Below are 25,123 nucleotides of genomic sequence, written 5' to 3'. Positions count from 1 at the left end.
CTTCCGGCAAGCCAATGGTGTGATGCCACCGAGGTTTCCGCCGCAGAGGATCCATTGCTCGCAGACGGAGGAGACCTATGAATTCACCGGCAATCGGGCGCCGGAAAGTACTTTTCCTGTCGGCCGCGTCGTTGGTCGGATTGGCCAGCCCGGCGGTGGCCGCGCCCGCGTGGCAGTTGCGCTGAAGTCCCGTGCCGAGCAGGGATGGGCTGGGCGCGTTCGAAGGTGTCGAGGACGATCGCGCGGGCTCGCACGCTGGTGTGAAACCACCAGCAGCTTCACGCACATCATGCAGACCAAGATGCCCGGCCTCGGCTCCGCGCCGATCACGGTGATGTCGTTGCGGCGTCAGGCAAGCACGCCGACGATCGAGTTCAAGGTGATCGAGGGCGACGTCCTGGTCGGCCGCACGAACCTGGCGCCGCTACCGAACAAGTGGATCGACACCGAGGTGGAGATCAAGGTCGGCAACGGTTCGGCAGGCCACGTCGGATGGATCGTCCGCAGCGGCGGCGCCACCGTGCTGAACGTCCGCAAGTCTGGTGTGGACACGTGACGTGGGGGCGGCGTTGTCATGACGCCGCCCCGGACCGGGACCGGAACTCGCGGACCTTGTTGCGGTTGCCGCACCTTTCCATCGAGCACCAGCGCCGCTTTCCCGGCCTGGACGTGTCAAGGAAGAGCAAGTAGCAGTTGTCGCCAGCGCACTGCCGCAGGCGCTGCGAGCCGACGAGGTCGATGGCTTCCCGCGCGGCCATGGCCGCGATTTGTTTGCCCGTGACCGGCGCCGCCCAATGGCGCCGCAGGGTGACCACGTCGATCTGCGGTCGTGGCGCTTCACCCACCGCGGCGTTGATCACTTCGAGATGGCCCTTTTCGATGGCCTTGCCCTGTGCCATGGCCTCGGCGGCGTGCCATAGGGCGTTGCGGAACTGCACGACGTGGCTCAAATCCGCCATCGTGATGTCGAGGTCTTCGCGGCGGACCGGCGCGGTGTCGTTGAGCCGGGAGTCCAGCAGCCACTCGGCCAGATCGTCGGGCCCGAAGAGGATTTCGTACGCCTCGCCGACCGGCCCCGGACCGCCCGTGAGCAGCAGTTCCAGACAGAACACGCCCGCGTCGAAGTGGTAGCGCTGGCCGTCGAGTCCGGTCAGCAACCTTGTGTGGCTCGCCATGTAACCACTATATTCGGTTTCACGACCGGTTATACCGGTTACATCTCTGGGAGGAACGCGATGAGCATCGAGCAGACGTTGCTGGAGCTGGAAGAAGAGCTGTGGCGGGCCAACCGCGAAGGAGACGGCGCCTTCTACGACAAGATGCTGCGGGCCGACGCGTTGGGCGTCAGCAGGTACGGCCTGTACGACAAGGACCAGGCCGTGAAACTGATCAACGTCAACGACAACCCGTTCACGCGCTCGGCGATCAGTGACGCGAAGGTCCGGGTGGTCAACGAGACCGCCGCGCTGGTCACGTACAAGGTGGACTACACGGCGTTGATCGACGGCGCCGAGCAGGACTTCACCGCGTTGGCAACGTCCGTCTACTCGCTGGAAGACGGCGAGTGGCGCGTCGTCCTGCACCAGCAGTCGTGATCGGTCAGACGAAGGACGTCGGCTTCCAGATCGGCGTCTCCAAAACATTGCCGTACGCACCGGAAGCCGTGTGGGCGGCGATCATGAGCGACGAGGGCGTCGCGCTATGGCTCGGTAGAGGCGCCAACCTTGTCAAAGGCCAGTCGTACGAGACCGAAGACGGCACGGTCGGCAAGGTGCGGAGCCGCAACGAAGTCGACCGGGTCCGGGTGACCTGGCGGCCGAAGGATTGGGATCACGAGACCACGGTCCAGATCGCGATATCGGCGAACGCAGGCAAGACCCGGCTGACCTTCCACCAGGAACGGATGGCGGACCCGGCCGAACGGGAGCGCCAGCGCGAGCACTGGCGCCGGGTGATGGCCGACGTGGTCGACCTGTTGACGTCGAAATGAAGGGTGGCGCGTCCGCGGCGCCACCCGACCTAACGCAGGACCTTCAACTCGGCGATCTCGGATCCGCTGACACGGGCCCACGCGACGGCCGCGCCGTCGGCGTAGATCGCGATCGCGGTGTCCGGGCCGGTGGTGACGACCTGGACGGGCTGGCTCGAAAACTCGGCCAAGCACTCGTCCGACGCCACTGCCTGCAGCAACACCTCACGCGGCGCCGGACCTGGCGGCACGGGCGCGCCAGCTTCCTCGAACACCGCCTTGATGTGTTCGAGGGCCATCACCGCGCGGGAAGCCGGAGAACGCGGCCGCCTCGGTCACGATCTCGGTGATCTCCGCGGGCGCCAAACCCGAGGACAGACCGGTCCGGGTGTGTACGCGGATCGGCGTTCCCGCGCCGCCGGAGGCGATGATCGCCGAGATCGCGGCGGCTTCGCGGGTCCGCGCGTCCAGCGCCGGGCGGCTGCGCAGGTGGCCGTAGACCACGCCGACGGCCAGTTCTTCAAGGCCGGGCGCCACTTCGAAGATCTTGTCCAGCCGGGCCTTGCCGTCCGGGATCAGTTCGCCGACGACGTCCCTGCCCTTCTGGTGCAGGTCCTTCACAAGTGCCTCCTGAGGAAGTCCACCGCCAGCGCCCACGCTCGTTCGGCCGGTTCCGGCTGGTAGAACTGCGGCGCCACCCGGTTGTGGAACGCGTGGCCGCCGTCGGGCTGGATATGCAACTCAACCCCGTCGCGGCCTTCGACCGCAGCGGCCACATCGGCGACCTTCTGGGCAGGAATGTACGGATCGTTGCCGCCGAAGTGCAGCTGCAAAGGCGACTTGATCTCGTCGAGCAGGTCCAATTGGGACGGCACGCCCGAGCCGTAGAACGACAGCACGGCCGCGGGCTGGATGGCGGCCGCGGACACGAACGCGACCGTGCCGCCGAAGCAGAACCCGAGCACCGCCACGCCGCCGGTGACTTCGGGCAGTTGCGCCAGGTGCTGGTACGCGGCCGCCACATCGGCCACACCGGTCGTCATGTCGAACCTGCTGGCCAGGTCCATGGATTCGGCCAGGCCCTCGTCGTCGTGACCGGCCCGCCAGCCTGGCCGCAGGCGCCAGAACATGTCCGGCGCGGCGACGACGTAGCCCAGTTCGACCAGATCACCGGCGACCGCCTCGATGTACTCGCCGACGCCGAAGATTTCCTGGATCACCAGCACCGCCGGTCCGCCACCAGCCGGTGCCCAAACGGTCAGATCGAATTCACCATCCGGGGTACGCACGGATTCTGTACGCTGCACGCTCACGCTTCGAACCTACCTTGTCGATAAACAGGGAGGCCGAATGGTCGAGTTATTACCCAACCGGCGTCGCAGGCTGAGAACGATCCTCGCAATCGCCGCTCTTGGCACAACTCTCGCCGCATGCAATACGACTGCGGCACCGGCGCCGGAGAGTTCGACTCCGCCGGAGTGGACTTCGGAAAGCAGCAACCAACCACCGCCGTCGTCAGTGATTACACAATCACCGACCACCACGAGCGGGACACAAAAACAAGACCCGCCGCCAGCGCCACCGGCTCAGCCGAAAACCAACTGCATCAAGACCCTGAAGGCGTGCGGTTACCCCGATGCCAGCAACACGGGCTGGCAGCCGACCGGCGTCAAACTGACCACCGCTGGCGTGAACCTCACCGCCGACGCGGAGTTTCAGATCAATGAACCTGGTGCGGTGATCGACGGCAAGGACATCCGTGGCTGCGTGAGCATCAAAGCCAACAATGTCAAGATCAAACGCAGCCGGGTGCGCTGCGACAGTTACTTCCCGATCCGGGTGTACGACGGTTTCAAAGGCGCCGTCATTGAAGACACCGAAATCGACGGGCTGAACTCGGGAACCACGAATGCGGCCGTCGGTTTCGATCACTACACGCTGCGCCGGGTGAACATCCACAGCCTTGGCGAAGGCCCGCATATGGGTACCAACGTGTTGATCGAGAACTCTTATGTGCACGATCTCGCGAGCTGTGACATCTGCCACAACGACGCCATTCAATCGTCCGGCGCGCTGAATGTGGTACTCCGGCGCAATACATTCATCAATGACGCGACGGGAAAGAACGCTGTCGTGCGTATCGCTACCGAACAGGGCGATTCCAAGAATTTCCTGATCGAGGACAATCTGCTCGCCGGTGGAAACTTCGCGGTGCAGGTACGCAGCCAGGGCAACGGTTTCCCGGTCAACGTCCGGGTGATCAACAACCGGATCGTGCCGACGTGGCGGTTCGCGCCGTTCGACCACACCGACGGCGAGATCGAGACGAAAGGCAACTACCGGGACGACACGCTTGCGCCGCTCATCGCGGATTGACCCAGCCGACCAACCCAGCCGATTGACTTCCGTCCAGCGGAAGTCGGGGCTGAAACCCGCACAACCGCCACCTATGGTCTCGCGGCAACTCGACAACGCGAGGAGCGAGACCGTGACGACGAATGCGGCGACGACGAATGCGGCCCGGCGATGGCCGATTTCCCTTGCCTGGAGCGCAGTCCTGCTCGACGGATTCGACCTGGTCGTACTCGGCACGGTTCTGCCGGTCCTGCTGGACACCGAGGAATGGGGCCTGAATCCGGCCAGTGCGACGGCCGTGTCCACATTCGGCTTGGTGGGTATGACAATTGGCGCGCTGACCATCGGCGCGCTGACCGATGTCATCGGCAGGCGTAAGGCGTTGGTCCTGTCTGTCACCAGTTTCTCGGTGTTCACGCTGCTCTGTGCTTTCGCCCCATCGGTTTTCCTGTTCGGCCTGTTGCGTTTCCTCGCCGGGATCGGCCTTGGCGGCTGCCTGCCGACGGCGATCGCGATCGTCAACGAACACGCACGCGACGGAAAAGCAGGCAGCGCCACCACAACGGTGATGACGGGGTATCACGTCGGCGCCGTTCTCACCGCCCTGCTCGGCATTCTGGTGATCCCGGATCTCGGGTGGCGCGCGATGTTCATCATCGGCGCCGCACCCGCGCTCGTCCTGGTCCCGCTGATGCTCAAGTACTTGCCGGAATCCGCGACTCCGAACCGGGAACGCACCGCCTTCGGCACAGTCAAATCACTGTTCCAGGGCAAGTACCTTCGCTCGACGCTCGCGTTCTGCGTGGCGTCGTTCATGGGCCTGCTGCTGGTGTACGGCTTGAACACGTGGCTGCCGCAGATCATGCGGTCCGCCGGATACGAACTCGGCGCGGCTCTGGCGCTGTTGCTGACGCTCAACGTGGGCGCCGTGGTCGGCCTCGTCATCGCCGGTGCCGTCGCGGACCGGGCAGGCATCCGGCGTCCCACGATCCTGTGGTTCATCGCCGCGGCCGTGTTCCTTGCCTTGCTGAGCGTGAAAATGCCGCAGTTCGGTGCGTACGCGGCGGTGTTCATCACCGGATGTTTCGTGTTCAGCGCGCAGGTTCTTGTCTACGCCTACATCGGACGGACCTACGTTGACGACAACCGGGCCACGGCACTGGGCCTGGCCGCTGGTATCGGCCGCCTCGGCGCGATCAGCGGACCGATCGTCGGCGGCGCCTTGCTCGACGCAGGTGTCGCGTACCCGTGGGGCTTCTACGTATTCGCTGTGGTCGGGGCGTTCGGCGCGATCGCCGTCACTGCAGCCAAATCAACGGCGGCGAAATTCCCGAGCGAGCAGCCACGCCAGGTACAGACCGCCGATGATCGCGGTGGCGATGCCAACCGGCAACTGGGTGTCTGAGAACACCTTCTGCACCACGAAGTCGCTGACCAGCAGCAGCAAGGCGCCCATCAGCCCAGCGGCGACCGGCCCGGCGGCGGACGAACCAGTCAGCCGTCGGGCGATCTGCGGGGAAGCCAGTGCGACGAACGCGATCGGTCCGGCAGCGGCCGTGCCGATCGCGGCGAGAGCCACACTCACGATGATCAGCACCAACCGGGTGCTTTCGACCCGGACACCCAACGCTTTCGCCGTGTCGTCGCCCATCTGCAGGATCGACAGCCGGTGGCTGAAGACCATGGCGAGCGGCAGCAACGCGAGCATCGCCCACGCGACCGGTTCGACGTGCTCCCATCCGCGCCCGTTCAACCCGCCGACCTGCCAGGCCGCCGCGGACAGCGCGTCCTGCAGCGACGCGTGCGTGATCAAGTACTCGTTGGCGGCGAACAACATCGCACTGATGCCGATACCGATCAGCACCAGCCGGAAACCCTGCACTCCACGCCGGAACGCGAGCAGGTAGATCAAGATCGAGGTGACGATCCCGCCTGCCAAAGCGCCGCCCGCGGTGAGCATCATCCCGCCGTCGTACAGCACGATCACCGACAGCGCGCCGGTCGCCGACCCCGCCGTGAACCCGATGATGTCCGGGCTGCCCAAGGGGTTGTCGGTGAGCCGCTGCATGATCGCGCCGCTGATCCCGAACGCCATACCGACGAGCAATCCGGCCAGCAGCCGAGGCAGCCGCAGCTCGAGCACGATGAACTCGGCGCCAGGCGGGCCCTGGCCCAGCACGGTGTCCACCACTTCGGGCACGGTCAGCGGGTAATCACCGGTGGTCATGCTCACGAAGCCGATCCCGATGATCGCCGCGGCCATGATCAGGCACGCGACCGTGGCGCGAATATCAAGCCGCAGCGACAGCCGCGCGATCCGGATCGGGCGGCCACGCACCGCCGTGTTGACGCTCACAGCTTGGTCACCCGGCGGCGCCTGCACAGCCAGATGAACACCGGCGCACCGACGAACGCGGTCACGATGCCCACCTGCAACTCCGAGGGTTGGTTGATCACGCGGCCGAGCACGTCCGCTCCGATCAACAGGATCGGCGCGACCAACAGCGTGTACGGCAGGATCCAGCGTTGGTCAGGCCCAGTGATCAGGCGCACGACATACGGCACGGCCAACCCGACGAACGTGATCGGCCCGACGGCCGCGACGGCCGCGCCACACAGCAACGTCACCGCGATGACGCCGACAACCCGCGTGCGTCCGACGTGCGCGCCCAACGCGGTCGCGGCCTGTTCACCGAGCGCCAACGCGTTGAGCGAACGCACCAGCAAAAGCGCCAGCACGATGCCGACGACGAAGAACGGCAGCAACTGCGTCACGGTGTCCATCTGCCTGCCGCTGAGCGAGCCGACGTTCCAGAACCGGAACGAGTTGAACGTCATCGGATCTATCAGCAGGAACGCGTTGACCAACGCGTAGAGCACGGCACTGACCGCGGCACCGGCCATGATCAGACGGTCCGGGGTCGGCCCGCTGCGCCCGGTCGACCCAAGCAGGTAGACGGCGACCGTCGCGGCGCCCGCGCCGACGAACGCGAACCAGACATACCCGGACACGCTGGTCACGCCGAAGAGGCCGATTCCGAGGACCACCGCGAACGAGCCGCCCGCGTTCACGCCGAGCAGGCCGGGTTCGGCGAGCGGATTGCGTGACAGCGCTTGCATCAACGCGCCCGCGAGGCCGAGGCCCGAGCCGACCAGCAGTCCCAGCAGGGTCCGTGGGATCCGGACGGAATGGATGATCACCGCGTCGCGTGACCCGTCGTTGTGCCACAGCACGTTCCAGGTCGACGAGAACGGGATGTCCTTCGAGCCGAACCAGATGCTCAGCATGCACACGAGCATCAGCCCGGCGAGGGCGCCGATCAGCCCGATTGTTCGGGAAGTCCGTAAGGAGGACTTTGTCCGGGATGTGCTCTTCGTGTGGCTTGTCACCCTCACCACACGCACCACCACATCCGAGAAGTCGACGATTGAGGTTAGGCTAACCGAAGTTGTCGGGCCATTACATCACCGAGCGGGAGGCGGCGTGACCTCAGGGGGAAGTGTCCTGCGCCGAGCCATCACTGGTCAACGGCGGGACGTCGTCGCTGCCAGCGTGCTGGCCGCGGGACACCAGGGCGGCGAGGCGCTGGTCCCTGTCGTCATCGGTCTCACGATCGACCAAGCGGTCTCCGGCGGTTCGGTCAGCGCGCTGCTGCGCTGGATCGCCGTGCTCGGGGCCGTGTTCATCATGCTGTCTTTCAGCTGGCGCTTCAGCACTCGCTGCGGCGAGCGGGCGATGGAACGAGCAGCGCACGAGATCAGGACGAAACTCACCGAACGTGTCCTGGATCCCCGGGGCGGCGCGGAAACAAAGCACCTGCCCGGCGCGCTCGTGAACATCGCGACCAGCGATGCCAAACGCGTCGGCGCGATCAACGGCGTCATCGCGTACGCGGTGGCCGCGTTGGTGGGCCTCGTGGTGAGCGCCATCGCGTTGCTGAACATGTCGATCTGGCTGGGCCTGCTCGTGCTGCTCGGTACGCCTCCGCTGCTTGTGCTGGGGCACCTCATCGGCCGTCCTCTGGAACGACGCAGTGACGAGGAGCAGGATCGCGCCGCGCACGCGTCCGGCGTCGCCGCCGATCTGATCGCCGGGCTGCGGGTGCTCAAAGGAATTGGCGCGGAACGGGCCGCGATTGAACGGTATCGCCAGACCAGCCAGGATTCGTTGGGCGCGACCATCCGCGCGGCCAGGGCGCGGGCTTGGCACGACGGCGCTTTGCTGTCGTTGACTGGGATCTTCATCGCGATCGTTGCCCTGGTTGGCGGAAAACTCGCGGTGTCAGGGGACATCAGCATCGGTGACCTGGTCGCCGCTGTGGCTTTGTCGCTGTTCCTGCAGACGCCCTTCGCGCTTTTCTCGTACGCCAACGGGCAATTCGCTCAGTCACGGGCCTCCGCGCAGCGTGTGGCCGAGGTGCTCGACGCGGAACCGGCCGTGTCCGGCGGTGCCGGCAAGGTGGCCGAGTTCTCCGGCCAGGTCCGGATGTCCGGCGTCCGCCACGGCACTCTCAAGGACCTGCGGCTGGACGTGGCGCCCGGTGAACTGGTCGGCGTGGTCGCCACCGATCCGGCCAGCGCGACCGACATGCTCGCCTGTCTCGGCCGGGACATCGACCCGGCCGAAGGAGTGGTCGAACTGGACGGCCACAACCTGTCCACACTGGATATCGAACACGCGCGATCGGCGATTCTCGTCGCCGCGCACGACGCGGTGTTGTTCGAGGGAACGCTGTTGGAGAACGTCACGGCCGCAGCGCGTGGCCCGGTCGACCGCGCGATGGTCGCGGCTTCGGCGAACGAAGTCGCGTCGACGTTGCCCGACGGCGCCGACAGCGAGATCTCCGAACGCGGCCGGTCGTTGTCAGGTGGGCAACGGCAACGGGTCGCCTTGGCTCGCGCGCTCGCCGCGGATCCGCCTGTGCTCGTCATCCACGACCCGACGACGGCCGTGGACAGCGTGACGGAAGCCCGTATCGCCAAGGACCTCAAGGAAATCCGTAACGGCCGTACGACGGTTGCCTTGACCACGAGCCCCGCGTTGCTCGCCGAGACGGACCGCGTTGTGCTCGTACACGACGGTGTCGTGGTCGCGGAGGGAACGCACACGGAGCTCGTAGACAGCAACGAGGTGTACCGAGGGACGGTCCTGTCGTGAGCCGAGAACTGCTTCCCATCGCGACGCCGCCCCGTGTCCGGGCGGTCGTCGGCGAATTGCTGAGCGCGCACAAGGGGCGCGCGGTGGCTGCGTTCGGTGTCATGCTCGTCGCGACGGCCATCGGAACCGCGGTGGCGCCGTTGTTGGGCCATATCGTCGACACGGTCAAAGCAGGCCAGGACGCGTTGCTGATTCCGGTGATCTGGCTAGTGGTCGTCGCGGTGAGCCAGGGCCTGACGACCGTGCTCGGCACCGGAATGATCGCGCGGCTCGGCGAGACCATGCTGGCCACTTTGCGGGAACGGTTCGTCTCCCGGGCCCTGACGTTGCCGTTGGAAAAGGTGGAGAAGGCTGGCTCCGGCGACCTGACTTCCCGCGTCAGCAACGACGTCACGGCAGTGGCCGACGTAGTGCGCCGGGCGCTGCCCGAGCTAGCCAGGGCAAGCCTGACGATCGTGCTCACGCTCGCTGGCATGGCCGTACTGGACTGGCGGTTCGCGCTCGCCGCGCTGCTCGCGGCGCCGATCCAGTTCCACACCGTGCGGTGGTACCTCAGGCACGCTCCCCCGCTGTACGCCGCACACCGTGAGTCAGTGGGCGCCCAGCAGCAACAGCTGCTCGACACGGTCGGTGGCGCGCACACAGTCCGCGCGTTCCGTTTGGCTGACGCGCATGTTGCGCGCGTGCAGGAACGGTCGAACGCGGCTGTCGCGCTAGCGTTGAAGGGTGTCCGGATCGTCACCCAGTTCTTCGGACGCCTGAACCTGGCCGAGTTCGTCGGCCTGTCCGCGGTGCTGGTGACCGGCTTCATCCTGGTCAACAACAACGCGGTGACCATCGGTGTGGCCAGCGCGGCCGCGGTGTACTTCCACAACCTCTTCACGCCGATCAACATCGCGCTGTCGCTTGTGGACGACGCCCAGTCGGCGGCCGCGAGCATGGCTCGAATCGTGGGCGTCGCGGACCTGCCCGCGACTCCGTTGCCCGACAAGAAGCCGGTCACCGATGCGTTGGTCAAGGCCGCGAGTCTCGGCCATGCCTACGTGGACGGCCATCCCGTACTCACGGACGTGGACCTGCAAGTCGCGCCCGGCGAGCGGATCGCGCTCGTCGGCGCGAGCGGCGCGGGCAAAACAACGTTGGTGAAGCTGATCGCGGGCATCCACAAACCGTCAACCGGCACGATCTCGGTCGGCGGCGCGGATTTGCAGCCAGGGGCCGTTGCCCTGGTCAGCCAGGAAGTGCACGTCTTCGCCGGAACCCTGGCAGAGGATTTACGCCTGGCCAACCCGGACGCCACCGACGAGCACCTGCGCGCCGCGTTGGAGCTGGTCGGCTGGGACGCGGTCGATCTGGACACGGTGGTCGGCGACGGCGGCCACCGGCTGACCGTGGCGCAGTCACAGAAACTCGCGTTGGCGCGGCTGGTGCTGGCCGACCCGGCGATCGCGATCCTCGACGAGGCGACCGCCGAAGCGGGCAGCGCCGGTGCACGGGAACTGGAAGTGGCCGCCGACGCGGCACTGTCCGGCCGGACCGCGCTGGTCGTGGCGCACCGGCTGACCCAGGCGGCGAGTGCGGACCGCATCGTCGTACTGGACAACGGCCGGGTCGTCGAATCCGGCACGCACAACGAACTCCTGGCCTTGGACGGCCGGTACGCCACGCTGTGGTCGGCCTGGTCAGGCAGTCGATGAAGGGTTGTCAAGAATGATTCGCTATCTGCTGGCCGCCAGCCTGTTACTGCTGACCGCGTGTGGTTCGGGGTCGACCGGCACCGCCGCCGCTCCCCAGTCGGGCACGAACTCGAGCGCGTTCCCGGTCACCATCGAGCACAAGTTCGGCAGTACGACCATCAAGTCCGAGCCGAAAAAGGTCGCCGTGGTTGGCCTGATGGAACAGGACGCGTTGCTGGCGTTGGGTGTCGTACCGGTCGCGACCACCCAGTGGATCAAGAGTTTCGACGCGGCCATCCCGACGTGGTCGACCAGCAAACTCGGCACCGCGCCCAAGCCGACCATGCTGGTCGACGACGGCGCGGGCCCGCAGTTCGAGAAGATCGCGGCGCTGCGCCCTGACGTGATCATCGGCCTGTACGCCGGGCTGACACAGGAGAACTACGACAAGCTGAGCAAGATCGCGCCGGTTGTCGCGCAGCCGAAGGAGTACCCCGACTACGGCATCGGCTGGCAGGAGCTGACCAAGAAAGTCGGCCAGATCGTCGGCAAGCCCGCGGAAGCGGACAAGCTGGTCGCCGACTCCGAGGCGCTGATCACCAAGGCACGTAAGGACAACCCGAAATTCGAAGGCGCCACGGCCGTGATCGCGACCACGTGGGAAGGCTATTTCGTATACGGTTCGCAGGATCCGCGTACGCGCCTGCTGCACTCGCTCGGCTTCGAATCGCCGCCGGAGCTTGACGCCGTGATCGGCGACAAGTTCGGCGCGTCGATCAGCAAGGAACGCACGGATCTGCTTGACCAGAACGTCCTGGTGTGGCTGGCAGGCGACCAGACCAAGGGGATTCTCGACGGGGACCCGCTGTACCAGGGCCTCAAGGTGGCCAAGGACAAGCGCGACATCCAGATTCAGGAGAGCTCGGACTACGGCAGCGCCATGTCGTTCATCAGCGTGCTGAGCCTGCCGTTCCTGCTGCAGAACTACGTGCCACAACTGGCCGCGGCGGTTAAATGAGGACATGGCACGTGTCGCTCTGGTAACCGGCAGTTCCCGGGGATTGGGCAGTGTGATCGCCCGGCGGCTCGCCCACGACGGTTTCGACGTCGTGGTGAACGGGCTGCCGGGCGATGAGGATGTCTCGAAGGTCGCCGCGGCCATTGGCGCCACGGCTTTTCATGCTGATATCACCGATCCGGCGCAGGTCGCCAGGTTCGCGGGACCGGTGGACGTGCTGGTGTTCAACGCGACGGGGCCGCAACCGAACGCGGACGTGCTCGACGTTGGCTGGCAGGAACACCTGGACCAGCTGGATTTCTTCGTCCGCAGCCCGGTTCTGCTCGGCAGGCTGCTTGTGCCGGGGATGATCGAGCGCGGATACGGCCGGATCGTCCACATCGACTCCGAGGTCGCGGACCGGCCGCCGGTCGACCGATCCGCTTACGTCACCGCGAAGTCAGCCCAGATCGGGCTGGCATTGAGCTGGGCGCGGGAACTCGCGCCACACGGCATCACAGTCAACACCGTCGCCCCGGGATTCGTGCCGGTCGAACGGCATTCCGGCCTGCCGCCCGAAGTCGTCACCCGATATCTCGCGACTGTCCCGGCTGGCCGGATGGGCACGCCGGACGACATCGCGCACGCCGTGAGTTTCCTGGCCGGTGAAGGATCCGGATTCATCACCGGCCAACGACTGGTCGTCGACGGCGGCCGTAGCCTCGGTCACTCGTTCTAGTCGGTCACAACCAGCTCACCAGCCCACGCAGAACCACCGCGGCGACGAACACCAACGTGAACGCCAGGTCGAACGACACCGGGCCCATCCGGATCGGCCGGACCACCCGGCGCACCGGGCGGATCACCGGCTCAGTGATCCGGTAGACCACGCCGCGTGCCTTCGCGGCGGCACCACCGCCGCCACCGGCAAGGACACCCGTCCAGTCCAGGACGGCGCGGATCACCAGCACGATGATGAACAGCGTCAGCACCAGGCTGAGCAAGGCTCCCAAAGCACTCATGGCCAACTCCTCTCACCTACCACTGTGACTCGGGTTGGTGAGAGGAGTCTGAGATTCAGCTGTCTACTGGTTCTGAATGAGGGATTTGGGGCGCATGTCCGTCCAGTTGCTCTCGACGTAGTCAAGGCACTCCTGGCGGGCCGCCGGGCTGTGCACGACCGTCCATCCGGCGGGGACGTCGGCGAAGTCCGGCCAGAGGCTGTGCTGGCCTTCGACGGCATGCGCGGAGATCGCCTCGGACAGGTCGTCTTCGACAGCCACCCGCGTGACAAAGGCGCTATGTCGACAGTGGACGGAATCTCCAGGTACCATTCCGGTGTACGAACCAACTTGGCTCGCAGCAGGTCGTGCGCGCGCACCAAATCGTCAAGGATGGACACGAGACCGTCCATCGTCAGCCCCGCTGGGGTACGCACCAACGCGGACTGCTGGTAGCCGCTGAACGGACCGTCGAGTTCTCGCAGCCAGTGCATGACAGGGACCAATGGCACCTCGCCGATCCCGTCGGACACAACCGGCGTGGCAACCAAATGGATCCGCGATACCAATAGGCACAACAGGTCCCTGCACCTTGTCCGGATGCGACTCGCCCAAAGTGGAGTTCACAGTGGCGTCAGTCGGGCCGTAGGCATTGAACGTCCGTCGATCACGTCCGTACCGCGCGACCCTTTCAGTCCCTGCCAACAGGATCGCGCCAGGATGGAGCGATAACTCGCGCGGCAGCACGGCGAGCAGACTCGGCGGCAAGATCATGAACGTGCACCGCGAGCGCCACAAAGAGCTCCGACCATGTTGGCGACATCTGGGCGATCCTTTGTGGACATTACGGAGCCCTCGCGAGCGGGATGCTGAACCGCTCGCGAGAGCATGTTCGCCTGCGGTGCGACTCAGCCGATCTTCTTGGCGACAGCCAAAAGAAGCGGCACCGCTTCGTCGATCATGTACGGAATGCTGAGCACGGTCGCGAACGTCAGCGCGGCGCCGGTCGGCGGGTTGGTGTAGGGCAGATAGATCGCCCGGTCCGCCTTGGCGACCGCGAGGTTGGCGAAGACCGGCGTCTTCTTGATCCGCTCGATGTCTTCCGGCTTCTCCGCATCATGATCAGCACGTCGGTGTCGAGCAGGTCGAGCTTGTACCGCCGGTGTGTTGCTACTGCCGCACGCCGCAAGCGAAACGGCCAAACCCGCAGCGAGCGCCGCGGTCGCGAGCCTGCGTCCGACGGTCGAGGACAAAATCCGTAACCCTTGTCTACTCTGACCGGACGCCGCTCACGGCGAGTTCCGGTTGCCCGGCGGGCGCATCAATCCGCCGGGCAACTATCGCTTGCAGGATCTCCCCGACCCGGACCGCCGTATTGGACAGCAGCGACGACGTGATGCCATGCGTGTGCTCGGTCCCACCCTGCAGATAGATTCCGCCGGTCAGGTCCGACACTGTCCACACGCGATAGTCACGGTCCACTCGCAACCGCCCGTGGTCGTCGCGCACGCAGTACCGGGCGACTTCGCCCAGCTGTCCCACCGGATCCGCCGGCAGGTACCCCGTGGCATAGACCACTACGTCCGCGTCAAGGACGGTCCGCTCACTGGTGGTGAGCGTCTCGACCGTGACGCGAACTCCCCCTTCCGTTCGCACGACCTGCGTCGGCCGTGCGACGTTGAACAGCCGCAACCGTTGCGCGCCTTGGACTTTCTCGCGGTACTCACGGCGGTACAGCTCGTTGATCAGGTCAATGTCCACGACCGAGTAGTTGGTGTTCGCGTGGTAGCCCATCAACCGCCGCTTGACGTCCTCTGGCGCGGCGTAGAACTCGTCGACCGCGGCCGGGTCGAAAATCCTGTTGGCGAAGGAACTGTCATCCGAAGGGCTGTAGCCGTAGCGCGAGAAAACCGCACAAACTTCAGCATTCGGGAACCGCTCGTGCAGGAACGCCGTTACCTCAGCGCCGCTTTGTCCCGCACCGACCACCACGAACCGCTTCGGGTCGCTGATGCCGTCAACCCGTTGGAGCAGTTGGCTGTTGTGCCAGACGTGCTCGTCGGCGGTGACACCTTCGGGCAAAGCGGGCCGCAAACCGGTGCCCAACACGATGTTCCGAGCCCGGAACACCTGCCCAGTGGAGTCCTGCACGTCGTAGAACTCGCCGCCGGACACCGGTGTCACAGATACGACATCGCGGCCATAAGCGACCAGATCGTCGACCTGCGCGGCGGCCCACTCGAAGTAGTCGTGGAACTCGATCCGCAGCGGGAACAGGTTCTTGTGGTTGATGAAGTCGACAAGCCGGTCGCGCGCCTTGAGATAGCACAGGAAACTGAACCTGCTGGTCGGATCGCGCATGGTGACCAGGTCCTTGAGGAACGACACCTGCATCGTGGCGTCGTCGATCAGCATTCCACGATGCCATCCGAAGGTCGGTTGCCGTTCAAGGAACTGTGCGGTGACCGGGTGGGCAGTCTGCTCGTTGAACTCCGTAAGAGCTATCGCAAGGGCCAGATTCGACGGCCCGAAGCCGACACCGACGAGGTCATAGACCGCTGGCTCTGCCATACCCGTCCCATCTCCGGTCCCCATAGATCCAAGGTCACCCTAACCTAACTAAGGCTAGGCTCAACTACTACATTCGAGGGTGACGCTCGTCGCTATAGCGGAGGAGGGACCCATGCGGGTCGCGATGTTCGGATACCAGACGTGGGGCCACCGCACTTTGCGGGCCCTGCTGGACTCCGAGCACGAGGTGGTTCTCGTGGTCACGCATCCGAAAAGCGAGCACGCCTACGAGAAGATCTGGTCCGACTCGGTCGCCGAGCTCGCCGAGCAGAACGGCGTTCCGGTTCTTCTGCGTAACCGTCCCGATGACGAAGAGCTACGAGCGCGGCTCAAAGACGCCGCCCCGGACATCCTTGTTGCAAACAATTGGCGGACATGGCTGCCGCCGGAGATCTTCACCGCCCCGAAGTACGGCACCCTCAACGTGCACGACTCGTTGCTGCCGGCCTACGCGGGTTTCTCCCCGCTGATCTGGGCCCTGATCAATGGCGAAACGCAGGTCGGGGTGACCGCCCACATGATGGACGAGGACCTCGACGCCGGTGACATTGTGCTGCAGCGCGCGATCCCGGTCGGCCCGACGGACACGACGACTGACCTGTTCCACAAGACGGTCGACATGATCGGACCGATCACCGTCGACGCGCTGGCGCTGATCGCGTCCGGCAAAGCGGAACTGACCAAACAGGACCGCGGCAAGGCCAGCTTCTTCCACAAGCGATCCATTGAGGACAGCCTGATCGACTGGACATGGCCGGCCGAGCACATCGAGCGGCTGGTACGCGCGCAGTGTGACCCGTACCCGAACGCTTTCACCTTCTACAAAGGCGAACGGATCCGCGTAACCAAGTCTTCGGTGTCGAAGGCTTGCTACGGCGGAACGCCCGGCCGGATCTTCATCAGGGAAGGCGACGGCGTGGTGATCGTCGCAGGCTCGGACGCGCGGACTGGCCGCAACCGTGGCCTTGTCATCGAACGTGTCCGGACCGAGGATGACACCGAGTACGCGGCGACTGACTTCTTCAAAGCCATGGGCGGCTATCTGAAGTCATCCTGAGTCAAGAAAACAGGGCTCCCTGCGCGAAGTCGGCGCCCGCGTTGCGCCACCACTGGGCCTTCTCCTCCGACAGCACGCCGTCGACAATGACCTGTGCACCGGACAGGTGCACAAGGCTGGCCATGTCCAGCAACGCGTGCGTGACCGGGGAACCGGGCACCGGCTCGCGTGCGGTCAGCCACGGCGCGATGCGGACAGCGTGCAACGGCAGGTCTTCCACGCACACCATGTCGCCGGACGTCCCGCCGAAGTCGATCGCGACGGCCTTGACTCCGTTCTCCGCCAACAACCTCATGTTGTCCATGGCCTCGCCCTTGTCGGCGAGGAGAGCCTTCACGGGCATCCCGAGCCACAGCCGCTCCGGCGGCATTCCGGTGTCCCGCAACACTTTGGCGATCTCACCGACCAGGTCGCCGTCGGCTGACTGCTGCGCGGTGAGGTTCACGCTGAGCGGGATTGTCTTGTCCCAGCGGAGTTGTTCACAGGCAGTTCTGAGCAACCACGGCCCCAGCGCGAGAATGAGCCCGGTCTCCTCGGCGAGTTCGAGGCACCGCGCGTCGCACACCAAACCGTGCTCCGGGTGATCCCAGCGCAGAACCGCTTCGGTACCAACGACTTCCTTGTCCGACAGCCGCACGATCGGCCGATAGCTGACGGCGAGCTCGCCGTTCTCCCACGCGCCGGGCATGGCCGCGGCGAGACTGAACGTCCTTCGGTCGCGGTCGTGATGCTCGGGGTGGAACAGCTCCCACTGTCTTCGGCCGTTGCTCTTGGCCCGTCGCAACGTCATGTCCGACGCTCGCAGCAACTCGGAGGGATCCATGTTGCGCGGCGGGCGATCCACTACACCGATGCTCGCCGTCGCCGCGACGCCGTAGTTCTCGATGTAGACCGGCTCGGACAGCTCGTCGTTGATGGCCGCGACCATGCTCAGCACGTCAGGAGAGGTCGCCGAGTTCTCCACGACGATCGCGAACTCGTCACCGTCGAACCGGGCGACCATCGCCTTCTCACCGGCCAGCACGGCCTTCAACCGCTCGGCCACGGCAATCAGCAGCAGGTCACCGGTCTTGCGGCCGAGACCGCCCGTGATCAACGAGAAGGCGTCGAGATCGAGGTGGTAGAGCGTGACGCCAAAGGCTGGATCGGAGCGGCGTAGCACACTTTCCAGGTGCGTGGTGAAGAACTGCCGATTCGGCAAGCCGGTGAGCACATCGTGCAAGGCCTGACGGCTCAGTTCGTTTTGCAGAAGCTTGAGCTCAGTGCCATCTTCCACAACGGTAACGAAGTGTCGCGGCTGATCATCTCCGTCGCGCAGCACTGTCGCGGTCAGCGAGACACGCGCAATTTCCCCGTCCTGACGGACAAGGCGCTGACCATGCCGAAACCTTTCATGTTGACCATTCAGCACGGCCTCGTACGCCTCACGGAGGTAAGGCGCTTCGTCCGGATGCACAAGATCGAATAGCGATAGTTTCGCCAGCTCGGTGCTCGCGTAGTCGACGATTTGACTGAACGAATGGTTGGCCCTGATGAACCGGCCGGTGAGATCGGTGATCACAATGCCACTCGACGAACATGTCGCGACCTCGTCGAATCGCGCCTCACTCGCTTTGAGGTTCCACCTTGCGTCACGCACCGCCATGATCAGCGCCCGCTCGACCTCTTCCTGCTGGCGGAACACGGCCTTGCGGATTGACTCCGCGTAACAAGCACCGATCGCACCGGTGACCGAGACAACCTTCTCGGCGAGCTTCTCGACATCCTGCAATTCGGCGCAGAGCAGCAAACCGCGGCCGAGTACATCGACCGTGCAGCGGAGACTGACACTGTCCGCACAGTTCATCCCGACAAGGCGTTCGGTAAGGTCCGCAGCGAACTCTAAATCGACTGGATCTTCCCGCAGAGCGGTGACAAGCTGCGCGATCATATCCTGCAGCTGACTCTCCAGCTCGTTCTGCGACAACGGAACGTAAGTGTTGTTGCACATCAGGTACGCCCATTTACGGGCAAGCTTGTGTCGCTCACGAATGGCGTCGCTCGTGGCGACATTCGAATCATCCGGGAGCGGCGAGATCGACTCGCGCGGAGGCACCGAAAAAGCCTACCGAGGGTCAACCGGTACTCGCCACAGATTGGTTCAGCGTTCAATCGAATGGGCCAATCGGGGGATCCCCCGACTACAGGAAGCGATCGCCCGCTGATTGTGGGTGAACAATTCAACCCTCCCCAAAATCATTCCGCCACAACCAACTTACGAAGAAGAATAATTACAGACCGCACCCACCCAGCTACCCAACTACCACCCGGCCACGCGCCCACCAAGTCCACAAAGGACAAACCACCAAGGCCACCCCAGGAGCCCAGAGGCCCCCACAGCGCGTGTCCACCACTCCTACACACCGTGTCCACCGTTGCGGCACACCGTGTCCACCACTCCGGCACACCGAAGTACACATTCCGGCATCGTGAACTCGTGCACACCGCGCCGCAGCATCGCGAAGCTCCGACTCCTGCACTGCAATTCCGTTCCGGCACAAGCAAGTTCCGACGAAGGCACACCTTCAGCACCACGAAGCCCGCGATTCGTCACCGAATAGCTTCCCGTGCACTTGACCCAAGGGCCACGGTGCCGGGCGAGGCTCCCATGATGCTGCAACGTGCATCTCATTGTGCCGGAACGGTGGACACGGTATTCCGGAACGGTGGACACGGCCCGTGAGGGCTAGTGGGTCGCCAGGTCCTGGGCTGTGCGCTGATTGTTCAACAGGTCGCACTTCGGCTCGAGGAACTCTGCCAGGACCGCTCGGTGGGTGCTCACCGCTTCGGCATGGAGGGCTCGGCCTGCTTCTGTTGGTGTGACGAAGATGTTGCGCCGATCCTCGTGACACATGCCACGGACCACAAGGCCGTCACGCTCAAGCCGGGCGATCAGACGCGACAGCGCGCTCTGACTGAGGTGGATCCCGGCCGAGAGTTCCTGCACGCGACACTCCGGCTTGTCGGTCTCGATCAGCCGGTCGAGGACCTCGAACTCGCTCGCCCCCAAGCCATGCCGCTCGTTGAGCTCACGTTCGAGCGCACCCCACGTACGGGCGTGTAGGGACAACATCTCCCGCCACTCACAGACGAGCGGCCGGTCAGCATCGGCGGCCATGTTGCACAGCCTACCACTGCACCCGCATTTAATGCAAAGTCATTAAATGCGCTTGCATCGTATGCAGCTGCATGCAATAGTGCTCGTTGTGATCGAGTCAACGACTACTTCCACCTCTGATGTGCGCTGGGGACCCCGGCTTTGGGGGGCGCTGGTGGTGCTGTGCGGCGTCGTCTTCCTCGACGCTCTCGACGTGTCCATGGTCGGCGTCGCGCTGCCGGCCATCCGCGAGGACCTGAACATGTCCACCGCTGCCCTGCAGTGGGTGGTCAGCGGCTACATCCTTGGCTACGGCGGCCTGCTGCTGCTTGGCGGTCGCGCTGCCGACTTGCTTGGCAGGCGACGGGTTCTGCTCGTCGCGCTGGCCATCTTCTCCGTCGGTTCGCTGGCCGCGGGCCTGGTCAGCAGTCCTGAGCTGCTGATCGCCGCACGATTCGTCAAGGGCGTCGCCGCGGCGTTCACCGCACCTGCCGCCCTGTCCATCATCACCACGACGTTCCACGAGGGTCCGGCGCGTAACCGCGCGCTGAGCATCTTCGCGGTCTGTGCCGCGAGCGGCTTCTCCCTCGGTCTTGTCGCGTCCGGCCTGCTGACCGAGATCGGCTGGCGCTGGCCGCTGCTGCTGCCCGGCCCGATCGGCCTGATCATCCTGATCGCCGCGATCAAGTTCGTGCCGAACGACGGCCGCCCGGAACGCAACGGCCAGGGTTACGACGTCGGTGGTGCCATCACCTCGACCGCGGCCATGCTGCTGCTGGTGTTCACGATCGTCCAGGCGCCGGAGATCGGCTGGGCCAACCCGTTCACGATCGTCTCGTTCGTGGTCGTCCTCGCGCTGCTCACCGCGTTCGTCGTCATCGAGCGGCGCAGCAGCCACCCGCTGGTCCGGCTTGGCATTCTGCGATCCGGTTCGCTGGTCAGGGCCAACCTCGGCGCGATGATCTTCTTCGGGTCGTACGTCGGCTTCCAGTTCATCGTGATGCAGTACATGCAGCGGCTGCTTGGCTGGTCGGCCATCGAGACGGCGCTCGCGTTCCTGCCAGCCGCGATCATCGTGGCGGCGAGCTCGACCAAGATGGACAAGGTCATCGAGCGGTTCGGCACGCCGAGGCTGCTGATGATCGGCATCCTCGCCCTGGTCGGCAGCTACGCGTTCATGCTCGGAATGGACGTCTCGGCGAACATCATCGGGGTCGTGCTGCCGAGCATGCTGTTGCTCGGTGTCGCGTGCGCCCTGTCCATCACGTCGTTCAACATCCAGGCGACGGCCGGGGTCGAGGACGAGGAGCAGGGCCTGGCGTCCGGCCTGGTGAACACGTCGCTGCAGGTCGGCGGCGCGATCGGGCTGGCCATCGTGACCGCGGTGATCTCGGCCAACGAGACGCACACCGCCCAGGTCACCCCGGATGAGCTGCTCGCCAGCTACTTCCCTGGCCTCGCGGTGGTCGCCGGGATCGCGGTGATCGGCGTGATCGTCGCCGTCAGCGGCATCATCGCCAGCCGCAAGGAGAACAAGGCCCGCGCTATCCAGGCGGAGCCGGAACTGGTCAACGCGTAACTAACTGGGGATAGGTCCCGCGTGATACAAGAACGGTATGACGCGGGACCTCAGGGACATCCGTCGCCGCTGTGAGGCGACGGCCCGCGCTCTGCCATTGCCTCAGCCGTTCGACGCCCGCGCTCTGTGTCAGCGCGTGGCGCAGGAGCGCGGCCGCGACATCACGTTGCGGGAGATGAACGGCGGCGACAGCGGCGTGCTCGGCTTATGGGTGGCCGCGCAGTCGGCCGACATGATCTTCTACGAGGCCGCGACCACCCCGCCGCACCAGGAACACATCATCCTGCACGAGCTCGGCCACATCCTGTGTGACCACTATCCCGCCAAGCTTTCGGACAACGAGCTGCTCCGGATGCTGATGCCGAACCTCAATCCCGCGATGGTGCAACGGATCCTCGGCCGCACCACCTATGACGCGGCGGAGGAGCAGGAAGCCGAGCTGCTCGCCTCGCTGATCAGGCAGCGTGCCCAGCGGGAAGCCTTGCCAGGCCACGGAACGGACGTGGCGGGCCGGATCAACGCCACGTTCGGCTGGCCGGAACCCCATGAGTGACTGGATCCGGCTCTACGCACCCGCGATCCTGGCCTGGGCGTTCGTCGCGGGCAAACTGATCGATCGCCGGCGCCGCAACACTAACGACGGCTACGCGCTGTGGCTCATCCTGGTCGGCCTGGCCTGCTCGCTGACCGCCATGGCGCCAGGGCCGTATCGGCTGATCAGCGAGGTTTCCGGGGTGCCGAACCTCGGCAGGCTGGTCTCGCACCTGTCCATGCTGGTGGTGGCGTGGGCGGCGCAGGAGCTGATGTCACGGCTGAACGGCGCCAAGATCAGGTTCCCGTGGTGGCCGGTGGTCGTCGGCGTCGCGATCACTGTCCTGTTCGTACTCGCCGACACCCCGGTCGACGACGTCCGGTTCGCCGGACGGTACGCCGCCGAGCCTTGGGTGCTCGAGTATTGGCTGGTCTTCATGGCCGGGCTGCTGCCCGCGTTCATCCGGACGACCGTGTTGTGCTGGCGCTACGGCGGCCTGTCGGGCACGTTCACCGGCAAACTCGGCCTGCGGATGGTGTCCGCGGGCATCACGAGTTCGCTGCTTTATCACGTGCACAAGGCGTTGTTCTTCGCCGCGGCACGCTTCGACCTCGCGTATCCCAAAGGCTTCGGCGGGCTGCTCGACCGCATGTTGCCGTTGCTGGCCGCGATCTTCGTTCTGGTCGGGGCGACCATGCCGACGTGGGCGCCGAAGCTCGGCCTGAACGCCTTGGTCGACTGGCTGGCCAAGCTGCGGACCTTCCACCGGCTGCGGCCGCTGTGGCTGGCGCTTTACCAAGCCACGCCCCAGATCGCGTTGATCCCGCCGCGCTCGGCACTGGCCGAAGTGTTGCTGCCCAACGATTTGGACCTACGGCTGTACCGGCGCGTGATCGAAATCCGGGACGGGCGTCTGGCTTTGCAGCCCTACCTCGATCCCGGCAGCGCGGCCGGAGCTGATGACGCCCTGGTCGAGGCGACGATGCTGGCCGCCGCCATTGCCGCGAAACGCGCGGGCGCGCCGACCCGCGACAACGAGACGGTACCTGTCGCGGGTGGGCGTGATTTGGAGAGCGACACAGCGTTCCTGATGGACGTCGCCCGCGCGTTCCGGAAGGTCAGTCCTGCACGCGAACCGGTGCCAGGACAGGGCGTTTCGGCGTGACGTGATCGCCGGACGACTCACCGCGCAGCCGTCGTTGCACCCACGGCCACGCGAATTCCCTGCTCCACTGTAGGTTCTGGGCCCGGCGCACCCGGGCACTCAGCAGCTCACGAGGCCCAAGGTCAGTGCCGGTCAACGCGTGCTCGGCGGCCAACACGTTCAGGACCTCGATCGCGACCTCGGTGTGGCCGAGCGAGTTGAGGTGCAGCCGGTCGGGCGCCCACATCCGCCGGTCCCGTAGCTGCCGCATCGCCCACATGTCCACGACCAGGGCGCCACGCTGCTTGGCGATCACCCGGGTGTGCTCGTTGTAGATCGCCACGCGGCCACGCATCTTGCGGAACAACGCGTCCTCGACGCCGTCGACACCGGTGAACACGATCACGGTCGCGCCGGTTTCGACCAGCCTGCCGATCGCCTTGTCGTAGTCGTCCATCATCGCGTCGATGTCGACCGACGGGCGCATCAGGTCGTTGCCGCCCGCGTACAGCGTGACCAGGTCAGGCTGCATTTCCAGGCCATGGTCCAGCTGCTCGGCCAGCACCTGGCCCATCAGCTTGCCGCGGACCGCGAGGTTGGCGTACCGCAGGTCCGGCTCGTGGACGGCCAGCTGCTCGGCCACCCGGTCGGCCCAGCCGCGAACCCCATTGGGGTACGCGGGGTCGTCATCCCCCACGCCCTCGGTGAAGGAATCGCCCATTGCGACTAAGCACTTGCTCATGTCAGCCAGGCTAATCGACGCTAGGTTGGATCGATGACCAAGGCATTGATCATTGGGGGCGGCATCGCCGGTGCGGTGACCGCGATGGCCTTGCAAAAAGCCGGGATCACGTCCGAGATCCATGAGGCGTACGACACTGGGGCCGACGATATTGGGGCGTTCCTCACCATCATGCGCAACGGGATGAACGCGCTGCACGCGGTCGACGCGCACCAGCCGGTCATCGACGCCGGGTTCCCGGCGACCGACGTCGAGTACCTGGACGGATCGGGCACCAGGATCACGCTCAACCCGATGCGTGGCGGCGCGCAGACGCTCAAGCGTTCGGTGCTCTACCGCGTGCTGCACGACGAGACCACGCACCGCGGAATCCCGCTGCACCACGGCAAGCGGCTGGTTTTGGCGTCGATTGTGGACGGTGTCGTGCACGCGCAGTTCAAGGACGGCTCGACCGCCGAAGGTGATCTGCTGGTTGGTGCGGACGGTATTCACTCGGCTACGCGAGCGATCATCGACCCGGATTCACCCGCGCCGAGGTTCACTGGCCTGACCATCGCGTACGGCTACACCAAGGCTTCATCATTCCAGCAGTCCGCGGACGCGTACCGGATGATCGCCGGGAGCCGCGCGTTCTTCGGCTACACGACCGCGCCCGACGGCGAGACCTGGTGGTTCGCTCGTGCGCCCGAATTGGACCTGAGCACGGCGACCAAACAGAACTTTGTCGACCTGCTCGCTGGCGACAACACGCCAGCGGCCGAGATCGTCCGATCGACCGATGACCTGTTCATCAACAACGCTTACGACGTGCCCGAGACTCGCCATTGGTACAACGACTCCATGGTCCTCGTGGGTGACGCCGCCCACGCCGCGTCTCCCGCCTCCGGGCAGGGCGCGTCACTGGCGTTGGAGGACAGCGTGATTCTCGCCAAGTGCCTGCGGGACATCGCGGATACGCGGGCTGCGTTCGAGAAGTACACCGAGATCCGACGGGCCCGGGTCGAGCGGTTGGTGGCGGAAAGCGCTGAGCAGGGTTCGAACCCGAACCGCAGGGCGGCCGTGCCGCGTCCGGAAGACCGGCACTGGCTCTACGACTACGAGATCGACTGGAACGAAGCCATCGCATAGGCCGCGAGACATGTGCCCAGGTCAGAACTCGTGAGTGGTTAGGCGGGTTAGAACTCGCGTAACCACTCACGAGTATTT

At 65.4% G+C, this 25,123-nt stretch carries 27 protein-coding genes; 14 read left to right on the top strand and 13 right to left on the bottom strand.

What is annotated here, in order from left to right:
- Positions 1-289: 289 nt before the first annotated feature.
- Positions 290-556 (top strand): hypothetical protein, encoded by a 267-nt coding sequence (locus LWC34_RS27110; RefSeq protein ID WP_233727938.1) that lies wholly within the window; start codon positions 290-292, stop codon positions 554-556.
- A 16-nt stretch (positions 557-572) separates the two neighbouring features.
- Here the strand turns inward: LWC34_RS27110 and LWC34_RS27105 are convergent, their stop codons facing one another.
- Positions 573-1,175: a CGNR zinc finger domain-containing protein gene (locus LWC34_RS27105; RefSeq protein ID WP_233727937.1), complete on the bottom strand. Its 603-nt coding sequence runs from the start codon at positions 1,173-1,175 to the stop codon at positions 573-575.
- A gap of 60 nt (positions 1,176-1,235) precedes the next feature.
- Here LWC34_RS27105 and LWC34_RS27100 point away from each other — a divergent pair, with 60 nt between their 5' ends.
- Both LWC34_RS27100 and LWC34_RS27095 read left to right on the top strand, forming a co-directional pair.
- Positions 1,236-1,595 carry a nuclear transport factor 2 family protein gene (locus LWC34_RS27100; RefSeq protein ID WP_233727936.1) on the top strand — a complete coding sequence of 120 codons (360 nt, stop codon included), beginning with the start codon at positions 1,236-1,238 and terminating at the stop codon, positions 1,593-1,595.
- The gene (locus tag LWC34_RS27095) at positions 1,592-1,990 is read left to right on the top strand and encodes an SRPBCC family protein (protein WP_233727935.1); all 399 of its coding nucleotides are present in this window, start codon (positions 1,592-1,594) and stop codon (positions 1,988-1,990) included. Before LWC34_RS27100 ends, LWC34_RS27095 begins: the two co-directional genes overlap by 4 nt.
- Before the next feature lie 29 nt (positions 1,991-2,019).
- Here the strand turns inward: LWC34_RS27095 and LWC34_RS27090 are convergent, their stop codons facing one another.
- The 3 genes from LWC34_RS27090 to LWC34_RS27080 are packed head-to-tail and all read right to left on the bottom strand — an operon-like array spanning position 2,020 to position 3,282.
- Positions 2,020-2,220: a hypothetical protein gene (locus LWC34_RS27090; RefSeq protein WP_233727934.1), complete on the bottom strand. Its 201-nt coding sequence runs from the start codon at positions 2,218-2,220 to the stop codon at positions 2,020-2,022.
- Complete coding sequence (locus LWC34_RS27085; protein ID WP_233727933.1) at positions 2,195-2,590, bottom strand: carboxymuconolactone decarboxylase family protein; 396 nt, start codon at positions 2,588-2,590, stop codon at positions 2,195-2,197. The genes LWC34_RS27090 and LWC34_RS27085 overlap by 26 nt, the downstream gene beginning before the upstream one ends.
- Positions 2,587-3,282, bottom strand: a complete 696-nt coding sequence (locus LWC34_RS27080; RefSeq protein WP_233727932.1) for a dienelactone hydrolase family protein — start codon at positions 3,280-3,282, stop codon at positions 2,587-2,589. The genes LWC34_RS27085 and LWC34_RS27080 overlap by 4 nt, the downstream gene beginning before the upstream one ends.
- Positions 3,283-3,319: 37 nt before the next feature.
- Here LWC34_RS27080 and LWC34_RS27075 point away from each other — a divergent pair, with 37 nt between their 5' ends.
- A complete protein-coding gene (locus LWC34_RS27075) occupies positions 3,320-4,345 on the top strand; it encodes a right-handed parallel beta-helix repeat-containing protein (RefSeq protein WP_233727931.1) in 1,026 nt (341 codons plus the stop codon).
- 112 nt (positions 4,346-4,457) lie between these two features.
- Positions 4,458-5,729 (top strand): MFS transporter, encoded by a 1,272-nt coding sequence (locus tag LWC34_RS27070; RefSeq protein WP_233727930.1) that lies wholly within the window; start codon positions 4,458-4,460, stop codon positions 5,727-5,729.
- On the opposite strand, the gene LWC34_RS27065 is transcribed toward LWC34_RS27070, so the two are convergent.
- A complete protein-coding gene (locus LWC34_RS27065) occupies positions 5,637-6,680 on the bottom strand; it encodes a FecCD family ABC transporter permease (protein WP_233727929.1) in 1,044 nt (347 codons plus the stop codon). The two genes, LWC34_RS27070 and LWC34_RS27065, sit on opposite strands and share 93 nt — an antisense overlap.
- Positions 6,677-7,720 (bottom strand): FecCD family ABC transporter permease, encoded by a 1,044-nt coding sequence (locus LWC34_RS27060; protein WP_372496589.1) that lies wholly within the window; start codon positions 7,718-7,720, stop codon positions 6,677-6,679. The genes LWC34_RS27065 and LWC34_RS27060 overlap by 4 nt, the downstream gene beginning before the upstream one ends.
- An 88-nt stretch (positions 7,721-7,808) precedes the next feature.
- Here LWC34_RS27060 and LWC34_RS27055 point away from each other — a divergent pair, with 88 nt between their 5' ends.
- The 4 genes from LWC34_RS27055 to LWC34_RS27040 are packed head-to-tail and all read left to right on the top strand — an operon-like array spanning position 7,809 to position 12,894.
- A complete protein-coding gene (locus LWC34_RS27055; protein WP_233727928.1) occupies positions 7,809-9,482 on the top strand; it encodes an ABC transporter ATP-binding protein in 1,674 nt (557 codons plus the stop codon).
- The gene (locus LWC34_RS27050) at positions 9,479-11,179 is read left to right on the top strand and encodes an ABC transporter ATP-binding protein (RefSeq protein ID WP_233727927.1); all 1,701 of its coding nucleotides are present in this window, start codon (positions 9,479-9,481) and stop codon (positions 11,177-11,179) included. Before LWC34_RS27055 ends, LWC34_RS27050 begins: the two co-directional genes overlap by 4 nt.
- A gap of 13 nt (positions 11,180-11,192) precedes the next feature.
- Positions 11,193-12,176, top strand: coding sequence for an iron-siderophore ABC transporter substrate-binding protein (locus tag LWC34_RS27045; RefSeq protein WP_233727926.1), 984 nt, complete (start codon positions 11,193-11,195; stop codon positions 12,174-12,176).
- A 4-nt stretch (positions 12,177-12,180) separates the two neighbouring features.
- Positions 12,181-12,894, top strand: coding sequence for an SDR family NAD(P)-dependent oxidoreductase (locus LWC34_RS27040; RefSeq protein ID WP_233727925.1), 714 nt, complete (start codon positions 12,181-12,183; stop codon positions 12,892-12,894).
- Positions 12,895-12,898: 4 nt separating this feature from the next.
- On the opposite strand, the gene LWC34_RS27035 is transcribed toward LWC34_RS27040, so the two are convergent.
- The 4 genes from LWC34_RS27035 to LWC34_RS27020 form a co-directional block, all read right to left on the bottom strand.
- On the bottom strand, positions 12,899-13,177 hold the full coding sequence (locus LWC34_RS27035) for a YggT family protein (protein WP_233727924.1): 279 nt from the start codon (positions 13,175-13,177) through the stop codon (positions 12,899-12,901).
- Positions 13,178-13,240: 63 nt separating this feature from the next.
- Entirely contained in the window at positions 13,241-13,438 is a 198-nt protein-coding gene (locus tag LWC34_RS27030; RefSeq protein ID WP_233727923.1) for an MbtH family protein, read from the bottom strand.
- Positions 13,439-14,064: 626 nt separating this feature from the next.
- On the bottom strand, positions 14,065-14,409 hold the full coding sequence (locus LWC34_RS27025; protein WP_233727922.1) for a hypothetical protein: 345 nt from the start codon (positions 14,407-14,409) through the stop codon (positions 14,065-14,067).
- 16 nt (positions 14,410-14,425) lie between these two features.
- Positions 14,426-15,727: a lysine N(6)-hydroxylase/L-ornithine N(5)-oxygenase family protein gene (locus tag LWC34_RS27020; RefSeq protein ID WP_233727921.1), complete on the bottom strand. Its 1,302-nt coding sequence runs from the start codon at positions 15,725-15,727 to the stop codon at positions 14,426-14,428.
- Positions 15,728-15,839: 112 nt separating this feature from the next.
- Here LWC34_RS27020 and LWC34_RS27015 point away from each other — a divergent pair, with 112 nt between their 5' ends.
- Complete coding sequence (locus LWC34_RS27015) at positions 15,840-16,784, top strand: methionyl-tRNA formyltransferase (RefSeq protein WP_233727920.1); 945 nt, start codon at positions 15,840-15,842, stop codon at positions 16,782-16,784.
- A gap of 1 nt (position 16,785) precedes the next feature.
- On the opposite strand, the gene LWC34_RS27010 is transcribed toward LWC34_RS27015, so the two are convergent.
- A complete protein-coding gene (locus LWC34_RS27010) occupies positions 16,786-18,879 on the bottom strand; it encodes a putative bifunctional diguanylate cyclase/phosphodiesterase (RefSeq protein ID WP_233727919.1) in 2,094 nt (697 codons plus the stop codon).
- Between the two features lie 630 nt (positions 18,880-19,509).
- Positions 19,510-19,941, bottom strand: a complete 432-nt coding sequence (locus LWC34_RS27005) for a MarR family winged helix-turn-helix transcriptional regulator (RefSeq protein ID WP_233727918.1) — start codon at positions 19,939-19,941, stop codon at positions 19,510-19,512.
- Between the two features lie 46 nt (positions 19,942-19,987).
- Here LWC34_RS27005 and LWC34_RS27000 point away from each other — a divergent pair, with 46 nt between their 5' ends.
- The 3 genes from LWC34_RS27000 to LWC34_RS26990 are packed head-to-tail and all read left to right on the top strand — an operon-like array spanning position 19,988 to position 23,196.
- Positions 19,988-21,499 (top strand): MFS transporter, encoded by a 1,512-nt coding sequence (locus LWC34_RS27000; RefSeq protein ID WP_372496587.1) that lies wholly within the window; start codon positions 19,988-19,990, stop codon positions 21,497-21,499.
- Positions 21,500-21,536: 37 nt separating this feature from the next.
- Positions 21,537-22,052 carry an ImmA/IrrE family metallo-endopeptidase gene (locus LWC34_RS26995; protein WP_233727917.1) on the top strand — a complete coding sequence of 172 codons (516 nt, stop codon included), beginning with the start codon at positions 21,537-21,539 and terminating at the stop codon, positions 22,050-22,052.
- Positions 22,045-23,196 (top strand): MAB_1171c family putative transporter, encoded by a 1,152-nt coding sequence (locus LWC34_RS26990; protein ID WP_233727916.1) that lies wholly within the window; start codon positions 22,045-22,047, stop codon positions 23,194-23,196. The genes LWC34_RS26995 and LWC34_RS26990 overlap by 8 nt, the downstream gene beginning before the upstream one ends.
- On the opposite strand, the gene LWC34_RS26985 is transcribed toward LWC34_RS26990, so the two are convergent.
- Positions 23,150-23,917 carry an SGNH/GDSL hydrolase family protein gene (locus tag LWC34_RS26985; protein ID WP_233727915.1) on the bottom strand — a complete coding sequence of 256 codons (768 nt, stop codon included), beginning with the start codon at positions 23,915-23,917 and terminating at the stop codon, positions 23,150-23,152. The two genes, LWC34_RS26990 and LWC34_RS26985, sit on opposite strands and share 47 nt — an antisense overlap.
- A 33-nt stretch (positions 23,918-23,950) precedes the next feature.
- Here LWC34_RS26985 and LWC34_RS26980 point away from each other — a divergent pair, with 33 nt between their 5' ends.
- Positions 23,951-25,045: an FAD-dependent oxidoreductase gene (locus LWC34_RS26980; RefSeq protein WP_233727914.1), complete on the top strand. Its 1,095-nt coding sequence runs from the start codon at positions 23,951-23,953 to the stop codon at positions 25,043-25,045.
- Positions 25,046-25,123 lie beyond the last annotated feature (78 nt).

It is taken from the genome of Kibdelosporangium philippinense, assembly GCF_021390435.2.
In the GTDB taxonomy this organism is placed as follows: domain Bacteria; phylum Actinomycetota; class Actinomycetes; order Mycobacteriales; family Pseudonocardiaceae; genus Kibdelosporangium; species Kibdelosporangium philippinense.
This window is presented reverse-complemented; position numbering and strand designations above follow the sequence as displayed.